Source organism: Collinsella aerofaciens, from assembly GCF_019131995.1.
Taxonomy (GTDB): Bacteria; Actinomycetota; Coriobacteriia; order Coriobacteriales; family Coriobacteriaceae; genus Collinsella; species Collinsella aerofaciens_S.
Genome location: NZ_JAHONA010000006.1, coordinates 68,595 through 87,971 on the forward strand (window position 1 = coordinate 68,595; position 19,377 = coordinate 87,971).

Genomic DNA, 19,377 nt, shown 5'->3' on the forward strand with positions numbered 1-19,377 from the left:
TTGCCTCCGCTGACAAATGTCTTGATCTGTAACAGGAAGACCGATTTTTGGCCGCTAGATGTTACAGATCGAGATCTTTCGACACCGCGTCCAACCTTTGTCTCGATTTGTAACAGGTAGGTCGAGTTTTGGCCTGTAGATGTTACAGATTGAGACATTCCCCCAACCAGGTGCCAAACGTCTCGATCTGTAACAGTTAGACGTTCTCCAGCCCCCCAAACGTTACAGATTTAGACAAACCAGCGGCGCCCAAGCGTTCGTCTCAATCTGTAACAGGTAGACCGGTTTTTTGTCCCTAAACGTTACAGATCGAGACAAATAGACACGCGGCGGCGCTGCGACAGCCCATCCCTTACTCCCATTCCTGTTCGTAGATGTTGAGCGACTTCACGTAGCGCCCCTGGGCGCCCATGATGTCGCGGACCAGGCGCAAAAAGAAGCTGACGCACGAGGTGTCAAAGCCGTCCTGCAGATCCTCGGGATGCACCGCACCCGGTCCATCGACCGCCGTGTCACTCAGGCGCGCGATGTCATACAGATAGAGCTGTCCCGCCGTCAGCCAGACATCGTCGATGCAGGCGAGGCGCACCGCGATCGCGCCGTCGCTCCAATGCTCCTTTTGCACGATATGCGGGTCGTAGACATCAAAGCGACGGTCGGCACGCGTATCCTTCAGCGCAACCATGCCGTTCGCAGGATCCTTGTCCAAAATGCCAAAGCGCGAGAAATACTGCGTGTCGCGTACCTGCTCGAGCCGCTTGAGCGAGGCAGGCGAAAGCGATGTCGGCGGCTCTTCAACATACAGCTCGAGCAGCGTCTTGCCATGGCGATAGGGGCGCTCGAAGAGCAGCCAATCGGTAAATGCCATGTTGTAGGCCATGATTTCGTTTTGCGAAGGCTCGGTGCAATAGCTGAGCCACGGGTCGACAATGATCTCGAACTGTTCGCGTGCCGGCTCCAAAAACTGGAACTTCCGCAGCATCCAAAAATGGGCCATGTCGGCAATATCGTTGCCGACGGCTTCAGCCAGCTGCGCTCGGTCTAAAACGTGGTCAGTCACGGCATCCTCCTCAAACTGATGAACCTCAATTTGAGCTTACGAGGAGGGTGGGCAGCCACGACCAGCGCGGGCAAAATAGGCCTCCGGCTGCAAACCAGATGCTGACCAAACACTTGACGGGACACTTGACCGAATGAGCGCACCGCAAAGAAACCGCAGGTAGATATAGACAGTCAGTTCACTCATTTGAGGCAAACGCCCGCTACCACCACAGAAAGAGCAGAGTAGCACAGTCGCAAACGTCGACGAATGAACACTTGCACGTCGGCAAATGACAAAGTCGCCTGCGAACTCGCAAGGAGTGTCCCCGAATGCCGGCACATAAGGAACGTCCCCAGCTGCCGGCACTTGGGGACGTTCCTTTTGGGCCGGCATTCGGGGACAGCCCTTGACGATTCAGCTGTGGACAGCCGCCTTACAGCTCCAGCGCGTCGGCGACTTCGGCAGCGCAGGCCAGGGCGTCGGCCATAGCGTTCACCACGAGCGAGCTGCCGTTACGAGCGTCACCGGCAACATACACCGGCGCGGCATCCACAGCGACGCCGCCAACACGCGCCGCAAGATGCGAGCCCTCGGCGGCCATCACAGGCAGCGGACGACCAGCAGTGGCAACGGGCACGCCAACGGCGTCGAACACACCGTGCTCTGGGCCCGTAAAGCCGCAGGCGATGAGCACCAGCTGGGCCGGCACCTCGTGCTCGGAGCCCGCGATGCGCTCGGGCTTGCCAGCCGACCAATCCAGATCGACCACGCGCAGGCCCGCGGCCGCGCCCTTCTTGTCCAGCAGCACCTCGAGCGTATCCACGCCCCAAGCGCGCATCTCGCCGCCCATGACAGCGATGGCCTCCTGCTGGCCGTAGTCGGTCTTCTTAACGTTTGGCCACTGCGGCCAGGGGTTGCTCGCCGCGCGCGCATCAGGCGCCGCCGGCAAGAACTCAAACTGGCGCACGCTGCGCGCACCCTGACGTACCGCGGTGCCCACGCAGTCGTTACCGGTATCGCCGCCGCCAATGACCACGACGTCCAGGCCGTGTGCATCGACGACAGGCTCGCCGCCATCGAGCACCGAGACGGTCGAGGCCGTCAGGTAGTCCACGGCATACACCACGCCGGGTGCGTCAATATTCTCAGCAGCCAGCCCACGCGGGGCGCGAGCACCGGCAGCCACCACGACGGCGTCAAAGCCATTGAGCTTGGCCGCCACCGCAGGGTTCGTAACGTCAGCACCCAGCTCGAACACAATGCCCAGCTCGCGCATGAGCGCCACGCGACGCTCGACCACGGACTTCTCGAGCTTCATGTTGGGAATGCCGTACATGAGCAGACCGCCCGGGCGGTCGTCGCGCTCAAACACCGTCACGCGGGCGCCACGACGCGCAAGCTCCCATGCTGCCACCAGACCAGCGGGACCGGAGCCCACCACGGCAACCGTGGGCGCACCCTCCCCTGCCGGCTCAAAGCGGTGCGGACCGCCATTTGCCCACTCATGGTCGCTAATCGCGCGCTCGTTGTCATGGATCGTCGTGGGCTGGCCATCGACCGAGCCCAGGTTGCATGCGGCCTCGCACAGCGCCGGGCACACGCGACTCGTGAACTCGGGCATGGGCGAGGTGAGTGACAGGCGCTCGGCAGCCTCGTCCCAACGGCCGCGGTACACCAGCTCGTTCCACTCGGGAATCAGGTTGTGCAGCGGACAGCCGCTCGGACGTGCCTTGCCAAAGCTCGCGCCCATCTGACAAAACGCCACACCGCACATCATGCAGCGACTCGCCTGGGCACGGCGCGCGTCGTCGTCGAGCTCCACGTACAGCGGATCGAAATCGCGGCTGCGCTCCTCCACGGGGCGCAGCTCATGGGTCACGCGATCGATATCAAGAAAAGCACCGGGCTTACCCATGGCACTTACGCCTCCTTCTTGGTCGAAGCAACAGAGCTGGCGGTGGCGGGCGCAGCGCCAGCGACACCACCCGCCACATCAAAGCGAGCGACATCCGCGGCACTCGCGCGGCCGGTCACAATGTCAAACGCCAGCTCCTCGGCCTGCGCATGCGTCTTGCCCACGGCCTCGGCGGCGGCGACAATCGCCAGCACGCGCTCGTACTCGGTTGGAATGACCTTCACAAAGTGCTTGCTCATCGTCTCAAAGCTGTAGAGCAGCTTAATACCGCGCGGGCTCTGCGTCGCGTCCACGTGCTCCTGGATGAGCTCGCGAATCTGCGCCAGCTCGCCGGACGTCGGGGCTTTAAGCTCAACGCTCTCGTGGTTCACACGGGCATCGAGCGTGCCGTACTGGTCAAAGACATAGGCCACGCCACCCGTCATGCCGGCGGCGAAGTTCTGCCCGACCTCGCCCAGGATGAGCGCCAGACCACCCGTCATGTACTCGCAGCCATGGTTGCCGCAGCCCTCGACCACCACCGTGGCACCGGAGTTGCGTACGCCAAAGCGCTGGCCTGCCAGGCCGTTAATGAAGCCGCGGCCGCTCGTAGCGCCAAAGAACGCAACGTTGCCCACGATGATGTTCTCGTCGAACTTGTAGGTCGCATGCGGGTTGGGGCGCACCGACACCTCGCCGCCCGAAAGGCCCTTGCCAAAGTAGTCGTTGGCGTCGCCGCACACGTTGAGCGTAATGCCGCGCGGCAGGAAGGCGCCAAAGCTCTGACCGGCCGAACCATCGCAATCGATGGTGATGGAGCCGGCGGGCAGGCCCTCGGGATGCGCCTTGGTCACCGCGTTGCCCAAGATGGTGCCCACGCAGCGGTTGACGTTGGCGATATCGGCGCGAAAGCGAATCGGACGCAGGTGCGCACGGGCATCGGCCGTATAGGGCACAAACAACGTGGAGTCGAGCGTCTTATCGAGCTCGCTGTCCGCAGCCATCTGGGGCAGGAAGTGACGGCCGTCGGCGCCCGGGATGTGGGCACCAAACTCACAGGTCGCGCTTGCCAGCACGGGCGACAGATCGAGCAGGTTGGCCTTGCGGTTGCCCGGGACCTCGATCTGGCGCAGGCACTCGGGATGGCCGACCATCTCGTCGACGGTGCGGAAGCCCAGGCTCGCCATGACCTCGCGCAGTTGCTCGGCAACAAAGAGCATAAAGTGCTCAACGTGCTCGGGCTTGCCGCGGAAGCCGCGACGCAGGCGGCAGTTTTGCGTAGCGATGCCGGCGGGGCAGGTATCCTGCTGGCAGTCGCGCTGCATGAGGCAGCCCATCGAGATGAGCGGCATGGTCGCAAAGCCAAACTCCTCGGCACCCAGCAGGCAGGCGACGGCAACATCGGTGCCGTCCATGAGCTTGCCGTCGGCCTCGAGCACCACGCGCGAGCGCAGGCCGTTTTGCAGCAGCGTCTGCTGGGCCTCGGCAAGACCGAGCTCCAGCGGCAGACCGGCGTGCCAAATGGAATCGCGAGCAGCGGCACCCGAGCCGCCGTTGTGGCCGCTGATCAAAATCTTGTCGGCAGCGCCCTTGGCAACACCAGTGGCGATGGTGCCGACGCCGGCCTCGCTGACCAGCTTGACCGACACGCGCGCGCCGGGGTTGGCGTTCTTAAGGTCAAAGATCAGCTCTGCCAGGTCCTCGATGGAGTAGATGTCGTGGTGCGGCGGAGGCGAGATCAGGCCGATGCCGGGCGTGGACTGACGGACCTCGGCAATCCAGGGGTAGACCTTCTTGCCGGGCAGGTGACCGCCCTCGCCGGGCTTGGCGCCCTGGGCCATCTTGATCTGAATCTCGAAGGCGCTGCACAGGTAGCGGCTCGTCACGCCAAATCGCGCACTTGCCACCTGCTTGATCGCGGAGTTCTTGGAGTCACCGTTAGCCAGCGGGGTCTCGCGGCGCGGGTCCTCGCCGCCCTCGCCGGAGTTGGAACGGCCATGCAGGCGGTTCATGGCGATGGCCATGCACTCGTGTGCCTCTTTGCTAATGGAACCGTACGACATGGCGCCGGTGTTAAAGCGGCGGACGATGTTGAGCGCGGGCTCCACCTCGTCGAGCGAAACCGGCGTGCGGCCGCTGCCGTCAAAGTCGAGCAGGTCGCGCAGGCGCACGGCACGGCCGGTGCGGTGCAGGCGAGCGCTGTACTCCTTAAAGGTGTCGTAGCTGTCCTCGCGGCAGGCAGTCTGCAGCAAGTAGACAGTCTGCGGATCGATGAGGTGATCCTCGCCGCCGAGCGGGCGCCACTTGGTCAGGCCCAACGTGGGCAGTTGATCGGGAGCCGGGCTCTTAAGGATAGCGAGCGCGGCGTCGTAACGCTCGTTTTGCTCGCGCTCAACGTCCTCGACACCCATACCGCCCACACGGCTCACCGTGCCGGCGAAGTACGCGTTGACGAACTCCGGCGTAAAGCCAACGGCCTCAAAGAGTTGCGCGGAGTGGTAGCTCTGCACCGTGGAGATGCCCATCTTGGACATGATGGAGACGATGCCCGCCGTCGCGGCCTTGTTGTAATTGGCGATGCCCTGCTCGGCCGTCACGTCCAGGTCGCCGCGTGCCGCCAGATTGCGGATGCACGCATGCGCGTTGTACGGGTAGATGCCGCTTGCGGAGTAGCCCACCAGCGCCGCAAAGTCGTGCGGAGACACGGCATCGCCGCACTCCACCACGATATCGGCAAAGGTGCGCACACCGGCACGGATCAGGTGGTTGTGCACGCAGCCCACGGCGAGCAGCGACGGCACGGGTACCTCGCCCGCAGCGGCACGGTCGCTCAGCACCACGATGTTCACGCCATCGCGAACCGCAGCCTCGACGTCTTCGGCAAGCTGCTTGAGCGCAGCCTGCAGCGCGCCCTCACCCGCGTCGCGGCGGTACACGGCACGGAACCGGCGGGTCTTAAAGCCAACACGGTCAATCGCGCAAATACGCTCGAACTCCTCCTCGCTCAGCAGCGGACGCTCCAGACGCACCAGCTGGCAGGCCGTACGGGAGTCCTCGAGCAGGTTGCCGTGGTTGCCCAGGTAGAGCGTGGTCGAGGTGACCATATGCTCGCGCAGGGCGTCGATCGGCGGGTTCGTGACCTGGGCAAACAGCTGATAGAAGTAGTCGAAGAACGAGCGCGTCTTCTTGGACAGGCAGGCCAGCGGCGCATCGATACCCATCGAGGCGAGCGGCGCCTTGCCCTGCTGGGCCATGGGACGCACGACTTCGTCAACATCCTCCCAGTGATACCCGAGCTTGGCCATGCGCACGGCGGCGGGCACCTCGGTATCCTCGGCGGGCGTGGGCGCGACGGGCTTGTCGAGCGCGTCGACGGTCAGTGTCTCTTCGGCGATCCAGTCGCGATAGGGCTTTTCCTTGGCGTAACGGGCACGCAGCTCATCGTTGTAGATGACGCGCCCGCGGGCAAAGTCGACCTCGAGCATCTGGCCCGGTCCTAGGCAGCCGCTCGTCAGGATGTTCTCGGGGCTCACCTCGATGGTGCCCACCTCGCTCGCCAGCATAAAGCGACCGTCGCGCGTCACATAGTAGCGGGCGGGACGCAGGCCGTTACGGTCGAGGGCGGCACCCAGCGTGCGACCGTCGGTAAAGGCGATGGCCGCCGGGCCATCCCACGGCTCCATGAGCATGGACTGGTAAGCGTCGTAGGCGCGGCACTCCTCACTCAGGCTGTCGTTGTGGTCCCACGGCTCGGGCAGCAGCATGGATGCGGCACGCGTGAGCGGACGACCGTTCATGACCAAAAACTCAAGCACATTGTCCAGAATCGCGGAGTCGGAGCCCTCGCGGTTGATGATGGGCATCACGCGCTCAAGATCGTGCTGCAGCACGGGGCTGTACAGGTTGGGTTCGCGGGCGCGAATCCAGTTGACGTTGCCCTTGAGGGTATTGATCTCGCCGTTGTGGATGATAAAGCGGTTGGGATGTGCGCGCTCCCAGCTGGGCGTGGTGTTGGTGGAGTAGCGCGAGTGGACGAGCGCCACGGCCGTTTTGACGGCGGCGTCGTTGAGGTCGATGAAGAAACGGCGCATCTGCGTGGCCACAAGCATGCCCTTGTACACGATGGTGCGCGAGCTCATGGAGCACACATAGAAGATCTTGTCGCGCAGGGCGAACTCAGCGTCGGCCTTCTTTTCGATGGTGCGGCGGCACACGTACAGGCGACGCTCAAAGGCATCGCCGGCGGGCGTGTCGTCCGGACGGCCCAGGAAAGCCTGCAGGATAGTAGGCATGCAGGCGCGGGCCGTCTCGCCCAGGTCGTGCGGGTCGACCGGCACCTCGCGCCAGAAGAGCAGCGGCACGCCGGCTTCGGCGCAGCCCTCCTCAAACACGCGGCGGGCATCCTCTACGCCCTTGTCGTCCTGCGGGAAGAACAGCATGGCCACGCCATAGTCGCCCTCTGCCGGCAGAATCTGGCCGCACTTTTGGGCCTCTTTACGGAAAAAGTGATGCGGAACCTGGAACAGGATGCCGGCGCCGCCGCCGGTGTTCTTCTCGAGTCCCGTACCGCCGCGGTGCTCCAAGTTGACCAGAATGGACAGTGCGTCGTCCAGAATCTGGTGATGGCGCTCGCCGTTGATATCGGCAAGCGCGCCGATGCCACATGCATCGTGGTCGAATTCGGGGCGATAAAGGCCCTGCTGCTGAGCGAAATCTGCCTGCATCGCGATCCTCCCCTAGCTATTAGACAGTCAGTTGACTAGGCATACTAGGTGCATCGCCGGCCCGTTGTGTTTCCCGCCCGTTTCGAAACAATCGCGTAACGCACGCCCTACGAGTGGACACCGCCGACCTCAAGGGCGACAACATAGGCCCCAAGTTCGGCCTGTAAGCTCACCGCTTCAAACATCTCAATCCGTAACAGTAAGACCCAATTTCCATCCCTAGTTGTTACAGATCAAGACATTTCAGCAATCCCCTTTCACCATCCTATTCAAATACAACAATTTTGTTAGTCTTGGTTAACTTTTGAGCCTAAAACGGGTATCCTTTGCGGCGTCAAACAAACGGCACGCAGGAGCTCACCATGCTCAACCATCTCAAACAACACTTTGGCTGCCGACGCACCGGTGGTCACGGAGGCCTAGACATTGCGCGGCACATCGGCCCCGGGCTGCTCGTGACCGTCGGCTTTATCGACCCGGGCAACTGGGCCTCCAATATGGCCGCGGGCTCGCAGTTTGGCTACGCGCTGCTGTGGATCGTCACACTGTCCACGATTATGCTCATTGTGCTGCAGCACAATGCGGCGCACCTGGGTATCGCCACGGGCGCCTGTCTTGCCGAGGCCACGACCCGCTTTCTCCCCCGCATCGTGGGACGCGCGGTGCTCGGCAGCGCCTATCTCGCGACCATCGCCACCGCCATGGCCGAAGTCCTGGGTGGCGCGATTGCCCTTCAAATGCTCTTTGGGCTGCCCGTGCGCGCGGGCTGCGTCATCGTGGCGGCAGTATCGATGGCGATGCTCATGACGAACTCCTACAAGCGTGCCGAACGCTGGATCATCGCCTTCGTAGGCGTGGTAGGACTCTCGTTTTTGGCCGAGCTTGCACTAGTCAAGGTCGACTGGCCGCAAGCCGCCGCAAGCTGGATCACGCCCAGTATGCCCACTGGCTCTGCCGCGATTATCGTGAGTGTCCTGGGTGCGGTCGTTATGCCCCACAACCTCTTTCTACACTCCGAGGTCATCCAATCCATGCACTTCGAAGGCCAAGGCGAGCAGGTTATCGAAGAGCGTCTGCGCTATGAGCTCTTCGACACGCTCTTTTCGATGGGCGTGGGCTGGGCAATCAACTCGGCCATGGTCATCCTGGCCGCAACGACCTTCTTTGCGCACGGCATTGTCGTAGACGACCTCGCCGTCGCAGCGGACACGCTCTCCCCCATTCTGGGCCCAGCAAGCTCGACCATCTTTGCGGTGGCGCTGCTGTTTGCGGGCCTCTCGAGTAGTGTGACGGCAGGCATGGCGGCAGGCACCATCACCGCAGGCATGTTCGACGAGGAATACGACGTCCACGACCGACATTCCTCGATCGGGGTGGTGGCCTGTTTCGCCGGCGCAGTGGCGGCGTGCCTGGTCGTCCCAAATCCTTTTGAGGGTCTCATTTGGAGTCAGGCGCTGCTGTCGCTTCAGTTGCCGATTACGGTCTTTGTGCTCATACGACTCACCAGTTCGCCCCGCGTCATGGGCAAATACGCCAACTCGCGCCCGCTCAACGCGTTGCTCGTAGGAATCGGCGTCATCGTAACGGTTCTCGACATCGTGCTGCTAACGGGGATGTAATTGGGATGGCGTGACTGTCCAGATATAACGTCTCAATCTGTAACACGTAAGGCCGTTTTAAACCGTCAGATAAATCAAAAGGGCCCCGGCCGGAATATCCAGCCGGGACCCTTGGACAGAGCTCTGTATGGCTAATCGCCGTGTGTCTACGAGTTACTCCTCGACGAGCTCAAACTCATCGGGGCCGACGCCGCAGACCGGGCATACGTAGTCCTCGGGCAGCTCGGGCGTGTCGACCTCAACCTCGTAGCCGCAAACGGTGCACACAAACTTATACGTCTTCTTCTCCTCAGCCATGATGTTCTCCTCTCGAACGTGACTGCTGGTGTACTTGCTTATTAGTATATATTCTCAATAATATAATGCAAGTATTTTTAGAACATTTCTAGCCTTGATACGACGAGGCTTTGGGCGGCGTCTTGCCCTTTAGCACCTTGTGATAGTAGTCATAGGTCAGCGGGGTCTCGCCGCTCAAGCGCTCGGCATCCTCCACCTCGCCGATAAAGAGCAGGTGCGTGCCCACGTCCACGGTATCAATCAAACGACAGCTAAACAAGGCCGCCGCGTGCTCAGGCACATAGGGCATGCCCAGAGCCGTCTCGCGGGTCTCGTATTTGGCAAACTTGTCATAATCGCTGCTGGTGCGGAACCCAAAGTTACCGATGTAGAGCATGTCGGCAGTCTGATCGATCACGGTCAGCGCGAACGCTTTGGCCGATGCGATGACGCCCGAGGTGACATTGTCCTTGTTCACGGCAACCGAAATACGCGGCGGCATGCACGTCACCTGCACCGCTGTGTTGATAACGCAGCCGGCACGCAGCCCGTCGGCCGCGGCACTCACCACATACAGGCCGCTCGGCATCGTAAAGAACGCAGTTTTGTCCATAACGATCACTCCCCTAACCCAGGATTGAACCTCATGGATGTATGTACCCACAAAAAAGGCGGCACCCATAACGGACGCCGCCTTTGAGACATATGTGTCAAAACAGCAAGCAAGATGAGGCGCCCGCAGTTGCGGTGAAATAGGGACTGAATAGCCCCTCAAACAGGCAAAACAGTCCGTATTCCACCGCAACTTATACAGAGTACCTAGCGGTTGCGTTCCTTAAGGGCGCGGTCGATCTCGCGTTGGACATCACGCTTGGCCATGTCCTCGCGCTTGTCGTAGAGCTTCTTGCCGCGACCCAGACCCAGCAGCAGCTTTACGCGGCCGTCCGTATTAAAGTAGAGCTCCAAAGGAACCAGCGCATAACCACGGTTGCGAAGTTTACCGTCAAGAAAGTCGATCTCCTTGCGGTGCAGCAGCAGACGACGCCGACGGTCGGGATCGCGATTCCACACGCCACCATGGCTATAAGGGTGGATATGCAGGCCGACGAGCCAGCACTCCCCGCCGCGGATCAGCGCGAAGGTATCGGTGATCTGGCAGGCGCGCTCGCGAATCGACTTGACCTCGGTGCCGCTCAGTTCAATGCCGCACTCAAAGGTCTCATCGATAAAGTACTCGTGATGTGCCGAGCGATTCTTGGAAATGAGCTTGCGCTCGCGCTTACTGGGCATCGCCGGCCTCCTTGGCGCCATCGGCGTTTGAGCCCGCAGCCTCGCGCTTTGCCTTGCGCTCGGCATTGAGCTCAGCATCGCTCTCGCGCACCAGTTTGATAATCGCCGCGCAGGCTTCCTCGCCCACCAAGTCGCGAGCACGCACCGTCAGGCGCGTCGCCTCCTGCTTGTCGCCGTCGCTTGCGGCATCGGTCGCGCACATAATCAGGCAGATGGCAATCTCGGCCGAAGGTGAGGTCGGAACGCCTTGCAACGCCAGCTCGCCCATCACGTGCTCGTCGCTCTCATCGGCGGCATCCGGATAGGTGGTATGGATCTTGTTGAGCAGGCGCGTCGTATGCGCATCGTTGGGCGCCAGGCGCAGCGCCAGACGCGCGCAGCCCACGGCAGCCGAAACGTTCTCGGTCTCGGGCTCCAAGAAGTACTGACCTAGATTGGCGTAAGCGCGGGCGGCGCACTTGCCATCACTTGCACGCTCCAGCACCGAGAACGAGAGCGATGCCCATTCCTGCTTGTCCTCGAGTGCGCGGAACAGCTCGGCCAAATCCAAGCGATAGTTGCAGTTCATGGGGTCCCAACGCACGGCCTGCATCAGGGCATTGCGAGCGCTCACATAATCCTGCTGGCGAATGTAGGCAAACGCCATGTCAGAGTACAGGCGGTCAAAAGGCACCTCGACCTGCACGAGCTCGCGCGGATCCTTCTCCACGCGGCGATAGGCCAAGCGCTCAAACTTGCTATCGAAGCTAAAGTATTGGCGCTTCTCCTCCGTCTTGCACTCGGCGTCGATATACTCCTCGGCGAGCTCCACCAAGCGCTCCAGCAGCGGCGTCGCCGTAGCCAGGTCGCCCTGCGCCAGATAGTTCTCGGCATACGTGATGTCTTGCAAGCTGATGGGCAGGTCCATGACAACTCCTCGGTCCGGGCGGCAGACTCAACGCGCGCCTTAAACATCGGTCAATACACAAAACCCGGGTCTCTTACGAGGCCCGGGCGTTCAATTTTGGTAGCCCGTACCAGATTCGAACTGGTGATCTCCGCCTTGAGAGGGCGGCGTCCTAAACCGCTAGACGAACGGGCCATATGTAGCAAATGCAATGGCTGGGATGGAGGGAGTCGAACCCCCATTGACGGAACCAGAATCCGCTGTCCTGCCATTAGACGACATCCCAATGACTGCATCGCTGCGCTCGGCTGTGCCTTTGCGCAAGAAAGAAATATACGGGAAGTCTCGCCGTGACGCAAGCCCCAATTTTGACTTTTTTAAAATTCAGTCAAATTGGCCTAATTTAGTCCAACCCGTGAAGGACCTGTGAAGCCAACCGCTGTACACGAAGGGCAAAACGCCGCGAGCGGTAGCCGTCAACCGTTGGCAGATTCTACCGTGAAAACGATAGCACCAGGCAACACAATCGAAGTATCAATGATTGCGTAGATATCGAGGCGCCATGGACGAAGAGCTTGATTACCTATGGGAGACCCTGGGCCTCGAGATCACTGCTGACCTTTGGCCCGAACGGGACAAAATCCATCCCACACTGCGCCCCGCCATCACGGTGATGCAGGCAAAATACCGCCGTGCATCCTTTTTGATCATGCGGGTGTCATGGCACGCGGGACTCCCCGACCTTAAGCGAATCCAGGCAAGCCTCGTCGAGCTGTCCGGTATGCCGACCGTCATATCCGAGGCGCACCTGGAGCAGCGCCAGCGCGAGCGACTGCAACAGCAGCGGATTCCCTTTATCTGCCCCGGCGTTCAGGCATATCTGCCCTTTATGGACGAGGAGTACTGGAGCGGCAAGCCCAACAAACACGTAAAGGTCTACGATCCGCACGAATGGGCACAGCTGGCGGACTGACTGGGGCAGGCCCGCCGGCGGAAGGTGCGCCCCAAATTTCAAGCTCAAACTGGTCCCCACTTTCCCGTCGAGCCCTCAACCGGAAACCGTGTCCCACAATCGAAGCTCAGAATGGGACGTGCTTTCCGCAACCGGCCACTTTGGGAAAGTGCATCCCATTCTGGAAGCGAATTCCGGGTCGCACTTTCCGCAGCCGCTACAGCAACGCCTCGGCCCAAGCCGCTTCCCTAAAGCCGGGAATCGCAAAGTCGTCGCCCACCAGCAGCGGACGCTTGACCAGCATGCCGTCGGTCGCCAGCAGCTCGTAGCACTCCCGATCCGTCATGCCCGCATCCAGACGCGCCTTCAGGCCCAGCTCTCGATATTTCATGCCCGACGAATTAAAGAAGCGCCGCACCGGCAGCCCCGAACGAGCGATCCAGGTCGCAAGCTCATCAGCCGTGGGATTGTCCAAAACGATATCGCGATCGATATACTCTACCCCATGTTCGTCCAGCCATGCCTTGGCCTTCTTACAGGTCGAGCACTTGGGATATTCAACAAACAATACCGCCATGGGATTTCCTTTCTTAGAGAAAACAGGTGTCTGGAAAACTGCACATCGACGACCACTCGCGATTGCAGCCGTTATTGTAGTCAATGTCGAAGCATAGGCAGTCGCAATGTCTCGTCTTAAGGCTAGCGCCTCGCATGGGCGCCGATCGGCCGAGTCGCATGGCGCACCAACGCCGCTGCCAGCAATACCAACAGCATGGCGGTGACATAGCCCGCAGCATCGAATCCTAAATCGATAACGTCGAAATGCCTGCCGGGAACAAAAATCTTATGTACCTGATCGCCAACGGAGCAGGCGGCGCAAAAGAGCAATACGGGCACGCAACGGGAGCATACGCTCCACGGACGCCTGGAAAAGCAAACCACGACCACGGAGGCGAATAATCCGACGAAGAAAAACTCTACGGTATGGGCAACGCGACGGACGTTCGTGCCCACCCACATGCGAATGGAAGCAAGTCGGCCAGACCGGACATTCGAGGCAGCCGAATCGGTGCCCCCGGTCATTCCGTTCTCCGTCTGGGCTTCACCCGTGGCATCGGCAGCCTGAACGCCCGTAGCCTGATCCTCCACCACACGCGCGGTGGACTCGCTCAGCAACGACGTCTCCACCGCATTTTGCTCCGTCAGCACCCAGATGCCCACCAGCGTTGCAGCGAACAGAACGATCGCGGTCCATCCGATTATTTGTTTTACGCGCGCCAAGGGCCAACCTCCTTTTTTTGAATATCAGCGAGTGTAGCCCCAAATGACATCGTCACCGTATCAAAATTTGAATCGCAACAGGAAGCGACAAAGCGACGCAAACCCCTACCCCGCCTCGCGCATCCAGCGATCGAACGTCCCCACGCACACGCCCAGGCACTTTGCTGCCTGGCTGCGGGTAATATCACCCGCCTCATAGCTATCGCGCACCAGCTCAAACTGAGGAGGGCACGGCTTGCGAGGTCGACCGAAACGGACCCCTCGCGCCCGCGCCGCTGCAATTCCCTCCGCCTGGCGCCGATGGATATTCTCGCGCTCCACCTGCGCCACGTAGCTCAGCAGTTGCAGCACAATATCGGCAATCAGGGTGTTGGTCACATCCGGCGCGCCGCTGGCCCTGACGCGCGTGTCAAGCAATGGCATGTCCAACACCACAATGGCAACCCCGAGCTCCTTGGTAATGCGTCGCCATTCCTCAAGAATCTCGGAGTAATTACGACCGAGTCGGTCGATAGATAGCACCACCAGTACGTCCCCGTCTCCCAGGACGTGCAGCAGCTCGCGATAACGCGGTCGATCGAAGTCCTTGCCGCTCGCATGGTCGGCATAAATATTCGCCGAGCCCACGCCATAGGCGCCCAGCGCATCCAGCTGCCGATTAAGGTTCTGATCGCGCGAACTCACCCGCGCATAACCGTACACCGTCGCCATCTCATCCCCGCTTTCTTGTAAACCTGCCAAAAAGGGACAGGTTTATTTTGGTAGGTTTTACCTCTCAAATAGCAGGTAAGCGGGCGGCCGAGCAGACGGCAAGGTAGCCGCGATTCAAATGCGGAGGGCGGTCCCAAAAGGCCGCCCTCCGCTCCCCCACCATCAGTCGGGATTTGGCTAATGGATAAGCTTAAAGTCCAAGTGCCCACGCGTGGTATTGACGCGCGAGACCTCGATGATCACGCGCTGCCCCAGCTCGTAACGGGTGCCCGTGTCGGCACCCGTGAGCGTTAGCGCGTCCTCGTCGAACTCGAACCACTCGTTGCCCAGGCTCTTGATCGAAACCAAGCCTTCGACCTGCGTCAGGTCCAAGCGCACAAAGAGGCCCATGCTGCTAACCCACGAGACGGTTCCGGCATAGCGCTCGCCTAGACGGTCCTCATAGTACTGGGCAATCTTGATCTTTTGCGTCGCATGGCTGGCGGCGTCTGCCGCGCGCTCGGCATCACTGCATGCGCGGCAGATCTGCGGCAGAATGCGCGGCAGCGACTCGCGTCCCTTGCCGATCAGCCGCGGCGTACGGACCAAGGCGTCCTTGCCGCCGAGCTGCTCATAGGCCAACTGCAGCTTGAGTACGCGGTGCACCACCAGATCGGGGTAGCGACGGATGGGACTCGTAAAGTGGCAGTAGCACGGCGCGGCGAGCGCAAAGTGGCCCTCGTTGCGCGGCTTGTACAGCGCGCGCTGCATGCTGCGCAGAAGCAGCGTGTTGACGAGCGGTGCGTTTGCCGTACCGGCGGCAGCATCAACTGCAGCCTGCAGCTCATCGGGACTCCCCAGGGCAATACCGGCAGCACGGCGATCGTCGATGATGCCTAGCTGCGCCAGCGCAACGGCGGCACCGTGCAGGCTATCGGGGCTCGGATCCTCATGCACGCGATAGCAGGCCTCGATATCACGGTCTGCCAGCCACTCTGCAACGCACTCGTTGGCGAGCAGCATGGCTTCCTCGATAAGCGACGTGGCACACGAACGCTCACGCGCCACAATCTGCACGGGCACTCCGTCCTCATCCAATAGAGCGCGAATCTCGGCCGTGTCAAAATCGACTGAGCCGCGGGCGCGACGAATACGACGGCGAAGTTCGGCGAGTTCGTTAGCGGCGACAAGGAAATCGCCGAGGTCGATGTTGTAGCCGCGGGCAGTCTCCTCGCACGCAAGACCGCGCTCAAGCGCTTCCTCGCGCGAGGCCTCGGCAGCCGCAACATCCTCGGCTGCACCCTCCAGCACCGAATACTCAACCGCGCCGGCACGCACCAGCAGCGCCTCGGCGCCGTCATAGTCCATACGCACACGCGAGCGAATCACGCTGGGATACGGATCGTAATGCCGCACGCGACCCTGCGCATCGAGCTCGATATCGACGGTAAACGCAAGACGGTCCTCGTCAGGGCGAAGCGAGCACAGGTCACAGGACAGGCGTTCGGGCAGCATGGGAAGCACGCGATCGGCCAGATACACCGATGTCGTACGATGGCGAGCCTCAAGATCGATATGCCCGTCCCAAGCCACATAGTGTGAAACGTCGGCGATATGCACACCCAGCTTGTAGCCACCCTCGGGCGTGCGCTCCAACGAAATGGCATCGTCAAAGTCGCGCGCGTCGACCGGGTCGATCGTGATGACAAAGCGGTCGCGCAGATCGCGGCGGAGCGGGTCCTTAAGCGCCGCGGACACATCGAGCGAAAGCCCCTCGGCCTCGTCCAGCGCGGCCTCGGGATAGCTATCGGTATAGCCGTAACGCGCCATCACATATTGAACGCCCAAATCGGGCGCGTCATCTCCGCCAATGCGGCGTTCGATCGTCACAGTGCCCGATTCCAGGCGCGTCGGGTAGGTCAAAATGCGCGCGACAACGGCATCACCCGGGTGGACACCCAGACGATCCGCCGAGGCATCCTCGGGCAAAATGAAGAAGTCGGCCTTCAAGCGCGAATCGAGCGGCTCGATCACACCGAGCGGACCGGCGGTCTGGTACGTACCCACCACGCTTATGGCTGCGCGCTCAACTACGCCCTCGATCACGGCGCGACGCTCGCCATGCGGGCTATTCTTAATGCTCACGGCAACGGTATCGCCATCCATGATCTCGCGCTTACCACGGCCCATGACCTTGTAGTCGCCGTTTTCGGTTACAACGTAGGCACTGTGCTCATAGAGCTGCACGCGCCCGGTCAGGCTCGGACGGCGTTCGCTGCGCACCGGCCCGCGCTTATTGCGAGCTCCACGCTTATGCTTGTTATTGCGCCCCATGGCGCCTCCTAACTATCGATTGCGAACTCCAAAGAGTCTACCCAAATGATTCGCTTTCCTGCCGTCCCCTAGGGATCAAAAAACGGGCCGCCCCATAAGAGACGACCCGTTGGAAGGGATGAATTCCAGGCATGCCTACACGCGCAGGTAGCGACGCATGGCGATGGCAGAACCAAAGAGGCCGATAATCACGCCGACCAGAATCAGCGCAGCATAGGTCACCAGGTAGTACTGCATCGGCAGGGCAAACGACATCCAGCCGATGCTCTCCTGCAAACGCGGAATCATCAGATTGCGCAGCAGCTCCAGAACGCCGATGGAAAGCAGCGAGCCCAAAATGGCCTGCAGTACGCCCTCGGTGATAAACGGGCCACGAATGAAGCCGTTGCTGGCGCCGACCAGACGCATAATCGCAATCTCACGACGACGCGCCGTAATGGACAGGCGAATCGTGTTGTTGATGAAGATGAATGCGATAAAGGTCAGAAGGCCAACGAGCACCACGGCGGCGATGCGGATGTAGTTGGTCACCTGGAACAGGTGGCTCACTTCCTCCTGGCCGTACAGCACGCTCGCGTTGACGTCGCCGTCATCCGCGATCTTCTGGAAATCGGCATTCTTCTTGAGCTTCTCTGCCGTGCTTTCGACCTTGGACGGATCGTCCATCTCAATTGCAAACGAAGCCGGCAGCGGGTTCTGGCCATCGAGCGCGCTCATGGTGGCGTCAGCGTTGCCCGACATCTTGCTCGTATACTCGGCCAGCGCATCGTCCTTGTCCTTATAGGTCACGGACTTGACGTTATTCCACGTCTTAAGCTCGGCCTCAAAAGCCTGAACATCGGCCTGATCGGCGTCATCACTAATGAACGCGTTGATGACAACCTGATCCTCGACGGTGCCGATCACGGAGTTCAGCATCGCGGAGCCCATGATAAACAGGCCGATGATAAACAGCGAAAGGAAGATCGTGATGACGGCGCCGAGCGAGGTAGTCCAGTTACGGAAGAAGTGGCTGATTGCCTCTTTGAAGGAGTAGCCAACGTTAGTTGGTGCCATAGTTGCCGTAACCTCCCCTCTCCTGGTCGCGGATAACGTGGCCGCCCTCGAGGGCGATCACGCGACGGTGCATGCTATCGACCATCTCGCGGTCGTGCGTGGCGACGATCACGGTGGTGCCGGTGCGGTTAATACGCTCGAGCAGCTTCATGATTCCCAGCGAGATCGCCGGGTCGAGGTTGCCCGTCGGCTCGTCGCAGATAAGCAGCGGCGGACGGTTGACCATAGCGCGGGCGACGGCAACGCGCTGCTGCTCGCCACCGGAAAGCTGGTCGGGCAGGGAGTCCATCTGATCGGCCAGACCGACCAGACGCAGCACCTCGGGCACCTGGCTGCGAATGACGCCCTTGGGCTTGCCGATGCACTGCAGGGCAAACGCCACGTTTTCGTAGGCGGTCTTTTGCGGCAGAAGCTTAAAGTCCTGGAACACGGCGCCAATCTGGCGGCGCAGGAACGGAACCTTGCGGTTCTTGATCTTCATGAGGTCCTGACCGGCAACCAGGATGCGGCCGCTCGTCGGCTTGACGTCGCGGTTGAGCGTCGACAGCAGCGTGGTCTTACCCGAGCCGGAGTGACCGACCAGGAAGACGAACTCGCCAGGATAGATCTCGATGTTGATGTCGTCGAGTGCGGGCTTGTTGGGCTGTGCCGGATAGATCTTGGTGACATGCTCCATAAGGATGACGGGCTCGACACCGGCCTGCTTGGCCATCTTCTTGCGGCTGGCCTGCGGATCGATGGGCGCAAACACCGACGTAAAATCGGGGTTGTTGAGCGCGTTATCGAGGCTTGCGACCTCGGCGGCCTGATCGCTCTCGACCACCGGGGCAGCAGGCTGCGTGGGGTCGGGAATAGCGGCAAAGAGACCGGACTGCGCAGGCTGAGGAGCCGGCGTCGCAGGGGCCATGGGGTCGGGAATGCCGGCCATGGTAGGCTGCGGCGTGGCGGCGCCAGCCTGAGGCTGCTCCACGCGAGCGGTCACGGGCTGAACGGGCTCAAAACCCGCCGTGCCGGAAAGCGCGACATCGCTGGTGGGATTGTAGGCAAAGGGATCGGATGCCGGCTGTGCCTGATCTGCCGGCTGAGCGGGGGCCTGAGCAACAGGCTGGCCCTCTGAATCCGGAGTGGCGAAACGACTGCCCTGGACGCCTGCCTGCGTCTTGGGGGCATCATCGCCCGCACCGGAGGTACGGAAGTGGTTACCCACTGGTGCTCCTTATCGTCGTGCGTTTAAACTACATGAGCGCTTTATATTTTAGCAGCATTAGCTTTGCTGCACATAAGAAGCATGGCGTGCTTAGGGATCCCGTCGGCCGGGCACAGGGTTACTCTC

The 19,377-nt window shown here is 61.2% G+C and carries 15 protein-coding genes and 2 tRNA genes; 2 read left to right on the forward strand and 15 right to left on the reverse strand.

The annotated features are described in order from the left end of the window. Positions 1–352 precede the first annotated feature (352 nt). From KSY82_RS03205 to gltB, 3 genes are all read right to left on the reverse strand, one after another. A complete protein-coding gene (locus KSY82_RS03205) occupies positions 353–1,060 on the reverse strand; it encodes a hypothetical protein (protein WP_217750255.1) in 708 nt (235 codons plus the stop codon). A 415-nt stretch (positions 1,061–1,475) separates the two neighbouring features. Beyond that, positions 1,476–2,957, reverse strand: coding sequence for a glutamate synthase subunit beta (locus tag KSY82_RS03210; RefSeq protein WP_055285688.1), 1,482 nt, complete (start codon positions 2,955–2,957; stop codon positions 1,476–1,478). Between the two features lie 5 nt (positions 2,958–2,962). Next, positions 2,963–7,660 (reverse strand): glutamate synthase large subunit, encoded by a 4,698-nt coding sequence (gltB, locus tag KSY82_RS03215; protein ID WP_217750256.1) that lies wholly within the window; start codon positions 7,658–7,660, stop codon positions 2,963–2,965. 362 nt (positions 7,661–8,022) lie between these two features. Between gltB and KSY82_RS03220 the strand changes: the two genes are divergently transcribed. Continuing rightward, positions 8,023–9,279, forward strand: a complete 1,257-nt coding sequence (locus KSY82_RS03220) for an Nramp family divalent metal transporter (RefSeq protein WP_217750257.1) — start codon at positions 8,023–8,025, stop codon at positions 9,277–9,279. Between the two features lie 153 nt (positions 9,280–9,432). On the opposite strand, the gene KSY82_RS03225 is transcribed toward KSY82_RS03220, so the two are convergent. The 6 genes from KSY82_RS03225 to KSY82_RS03250 all read right to left on the reverse strand — a co-directional run bounded on the left by KSY82_RS03225 (position 9,433) and on the right by KSY82_RS03250 (position 12,017). Further along, entirely contained in the window at positions 9,433–9,576 is a 144-nt protein-coding gene (locus KSY82_RS03225; RefSeq protein ID WP_006235327.1) for a rubredoxin-like domain-containing protein, read from the reverse strand. A gap of 88 nt (positions 9,577–9,664) precedes the next feature. Continuing rightward, positions 9,665–10,168, reverse strand: a complete 504-nt coding sequence (locus KSY82_RS03230; RefSeq protein WP_217750258.1) for a flavin reductase family protein — start codon at positions 10,166–10,168, stop codon at positions 9,665–9,667. A 206-nt stretch (positions 10,169–10,374) separates the two neighbouring features. Further along, positions 10,375–10,845: an SsrA-binding protein SmpB gene (smpB, locus tag KSY82_RS03235; protein WP_006235325.1), complete on the reverse strand. Its 471-nt coding sequence runs from the start codon at positions 10,843–10,845 to the stop codon at positions 10,375–10,377. Next, positions 10,835–11,752 (reverse strand): tetratricopeptide repeat protein, encoded by a 918-nt coding sequence (locus KSY82_RS03240; RefSeq protein WP_215694750.1) that lies wholly within the window; start codon positions 11,750–11,752, stop codon positions 10,835–10,837. Before KSY82_RS03240 ends, smpB begins: the two co-directional genes overlap by 11 nt. Before the next feature lie 97 nt (positions 11,753–11,849). Next, a tRNA-Glu gene (locus KSY82_RS03245) sits at positions 11,850–11,926 on the reverse strand. A 17-nt stretch (positions 11,927–11,943) separates the two neighbouring features. After that, a tRNA-Gln gene (locus KSY82_RS03250) sits at positions 11,944–12,017 on the reverse strand. A 276-nt stretch (positions 12,018–12,293) separates the two neighbouring features. Here KSY82_RS03250 and KSY82_RS03255 point away from each other — a divergent pair. Then, a complete protein-coding gene (locus tag KSY82_RS03255; protein ID WP_195503493.1) occupies positions 12,294–12,704 on the forward strand; it encodes a hypothetical protein in 411 nt (136 codons plus the stop codon). 196 nt (positions 12,705–12,900) lie between these two features. On the opposite strand, the gene KSY82_RS03260 is transcribed toward KSY82_RS03255, so the two are convergent. The 6 genes from KSY82_RS03260 to ftsE form a co-directional block, all read right to left on the reverse strand. Continuing rightward, complete coding sequence (locus KSY82_RS03260; protein WP_055251871.1) at positions 12,901–13,260, reverse strand: arsenate reductase family protein; 360 nt, start codon at positions 13,258–13,260, stop codon at positions 12,901–12,903. Positions 13,261–13,382: 122 nt separating this feature from the next. Further along, positions 13,383–13,964, reverse strand: a complete 582-nt coding sequence (locus KSY82_RS03265) for a VanZ family protein (protein WP_217750259.1) — start codon at positions 13,962–13,964, stop codon at positions 13,383–13,385. A 105-nt stretch (positions 13,965–14,069) separates the two neighbouring features. Next, positions 14,070–14,675, reverse strand: coding sequence for a recombinase family protein (locus tag KSY82_RS03270; RefSeq protein ID WP_035137411.1), 606 nt, complete (start codon positions 14,673–14,675; stop codon positions 14,070–14,072). A 177-nt stretch (positions 14,676–14,852) separates the two neighbouring features. After that, the gene (locus KSY82_RS03275) at positions 14,853–16,988 is read right to left on the reverse strand and encodes a ribonuclease R family protein (protein WP_217750260.1); all 2,136 of its coding nucleotides are present in this window, start codon (positions 16,986–16,988) and stop codon (positions 14,853–14,855) included. Between the two features lie 135 nt (positions 16,989–17,123). After that, a complete protein-coding gene (gene ftsX, locus KSY82_RS03280) occupies positions 17,124–18,044 on the reverse strand; it encodes a permease-like cell division protein FtsX (protein ID WP_217750261.1) in 921 nt (306 codons plus the stop codon). Then, positions 18,031–19,251, reverse strand: coding sequence for a cell division ATP-binding protein FtsE (gene ftsE / locus KSY82_RS03285; RefSeq protein ID WP_217750262.1), 1,221 nt, complete (start codon positions 19,249–19,251; stop codon positions 18,031–18,033). The genes ftsX and ftsE overlap by 14 nt, the downstream gene beginning before the upstream one ends. Positions 19,252–19,377 lie beyond the last annotated feature (126 nt).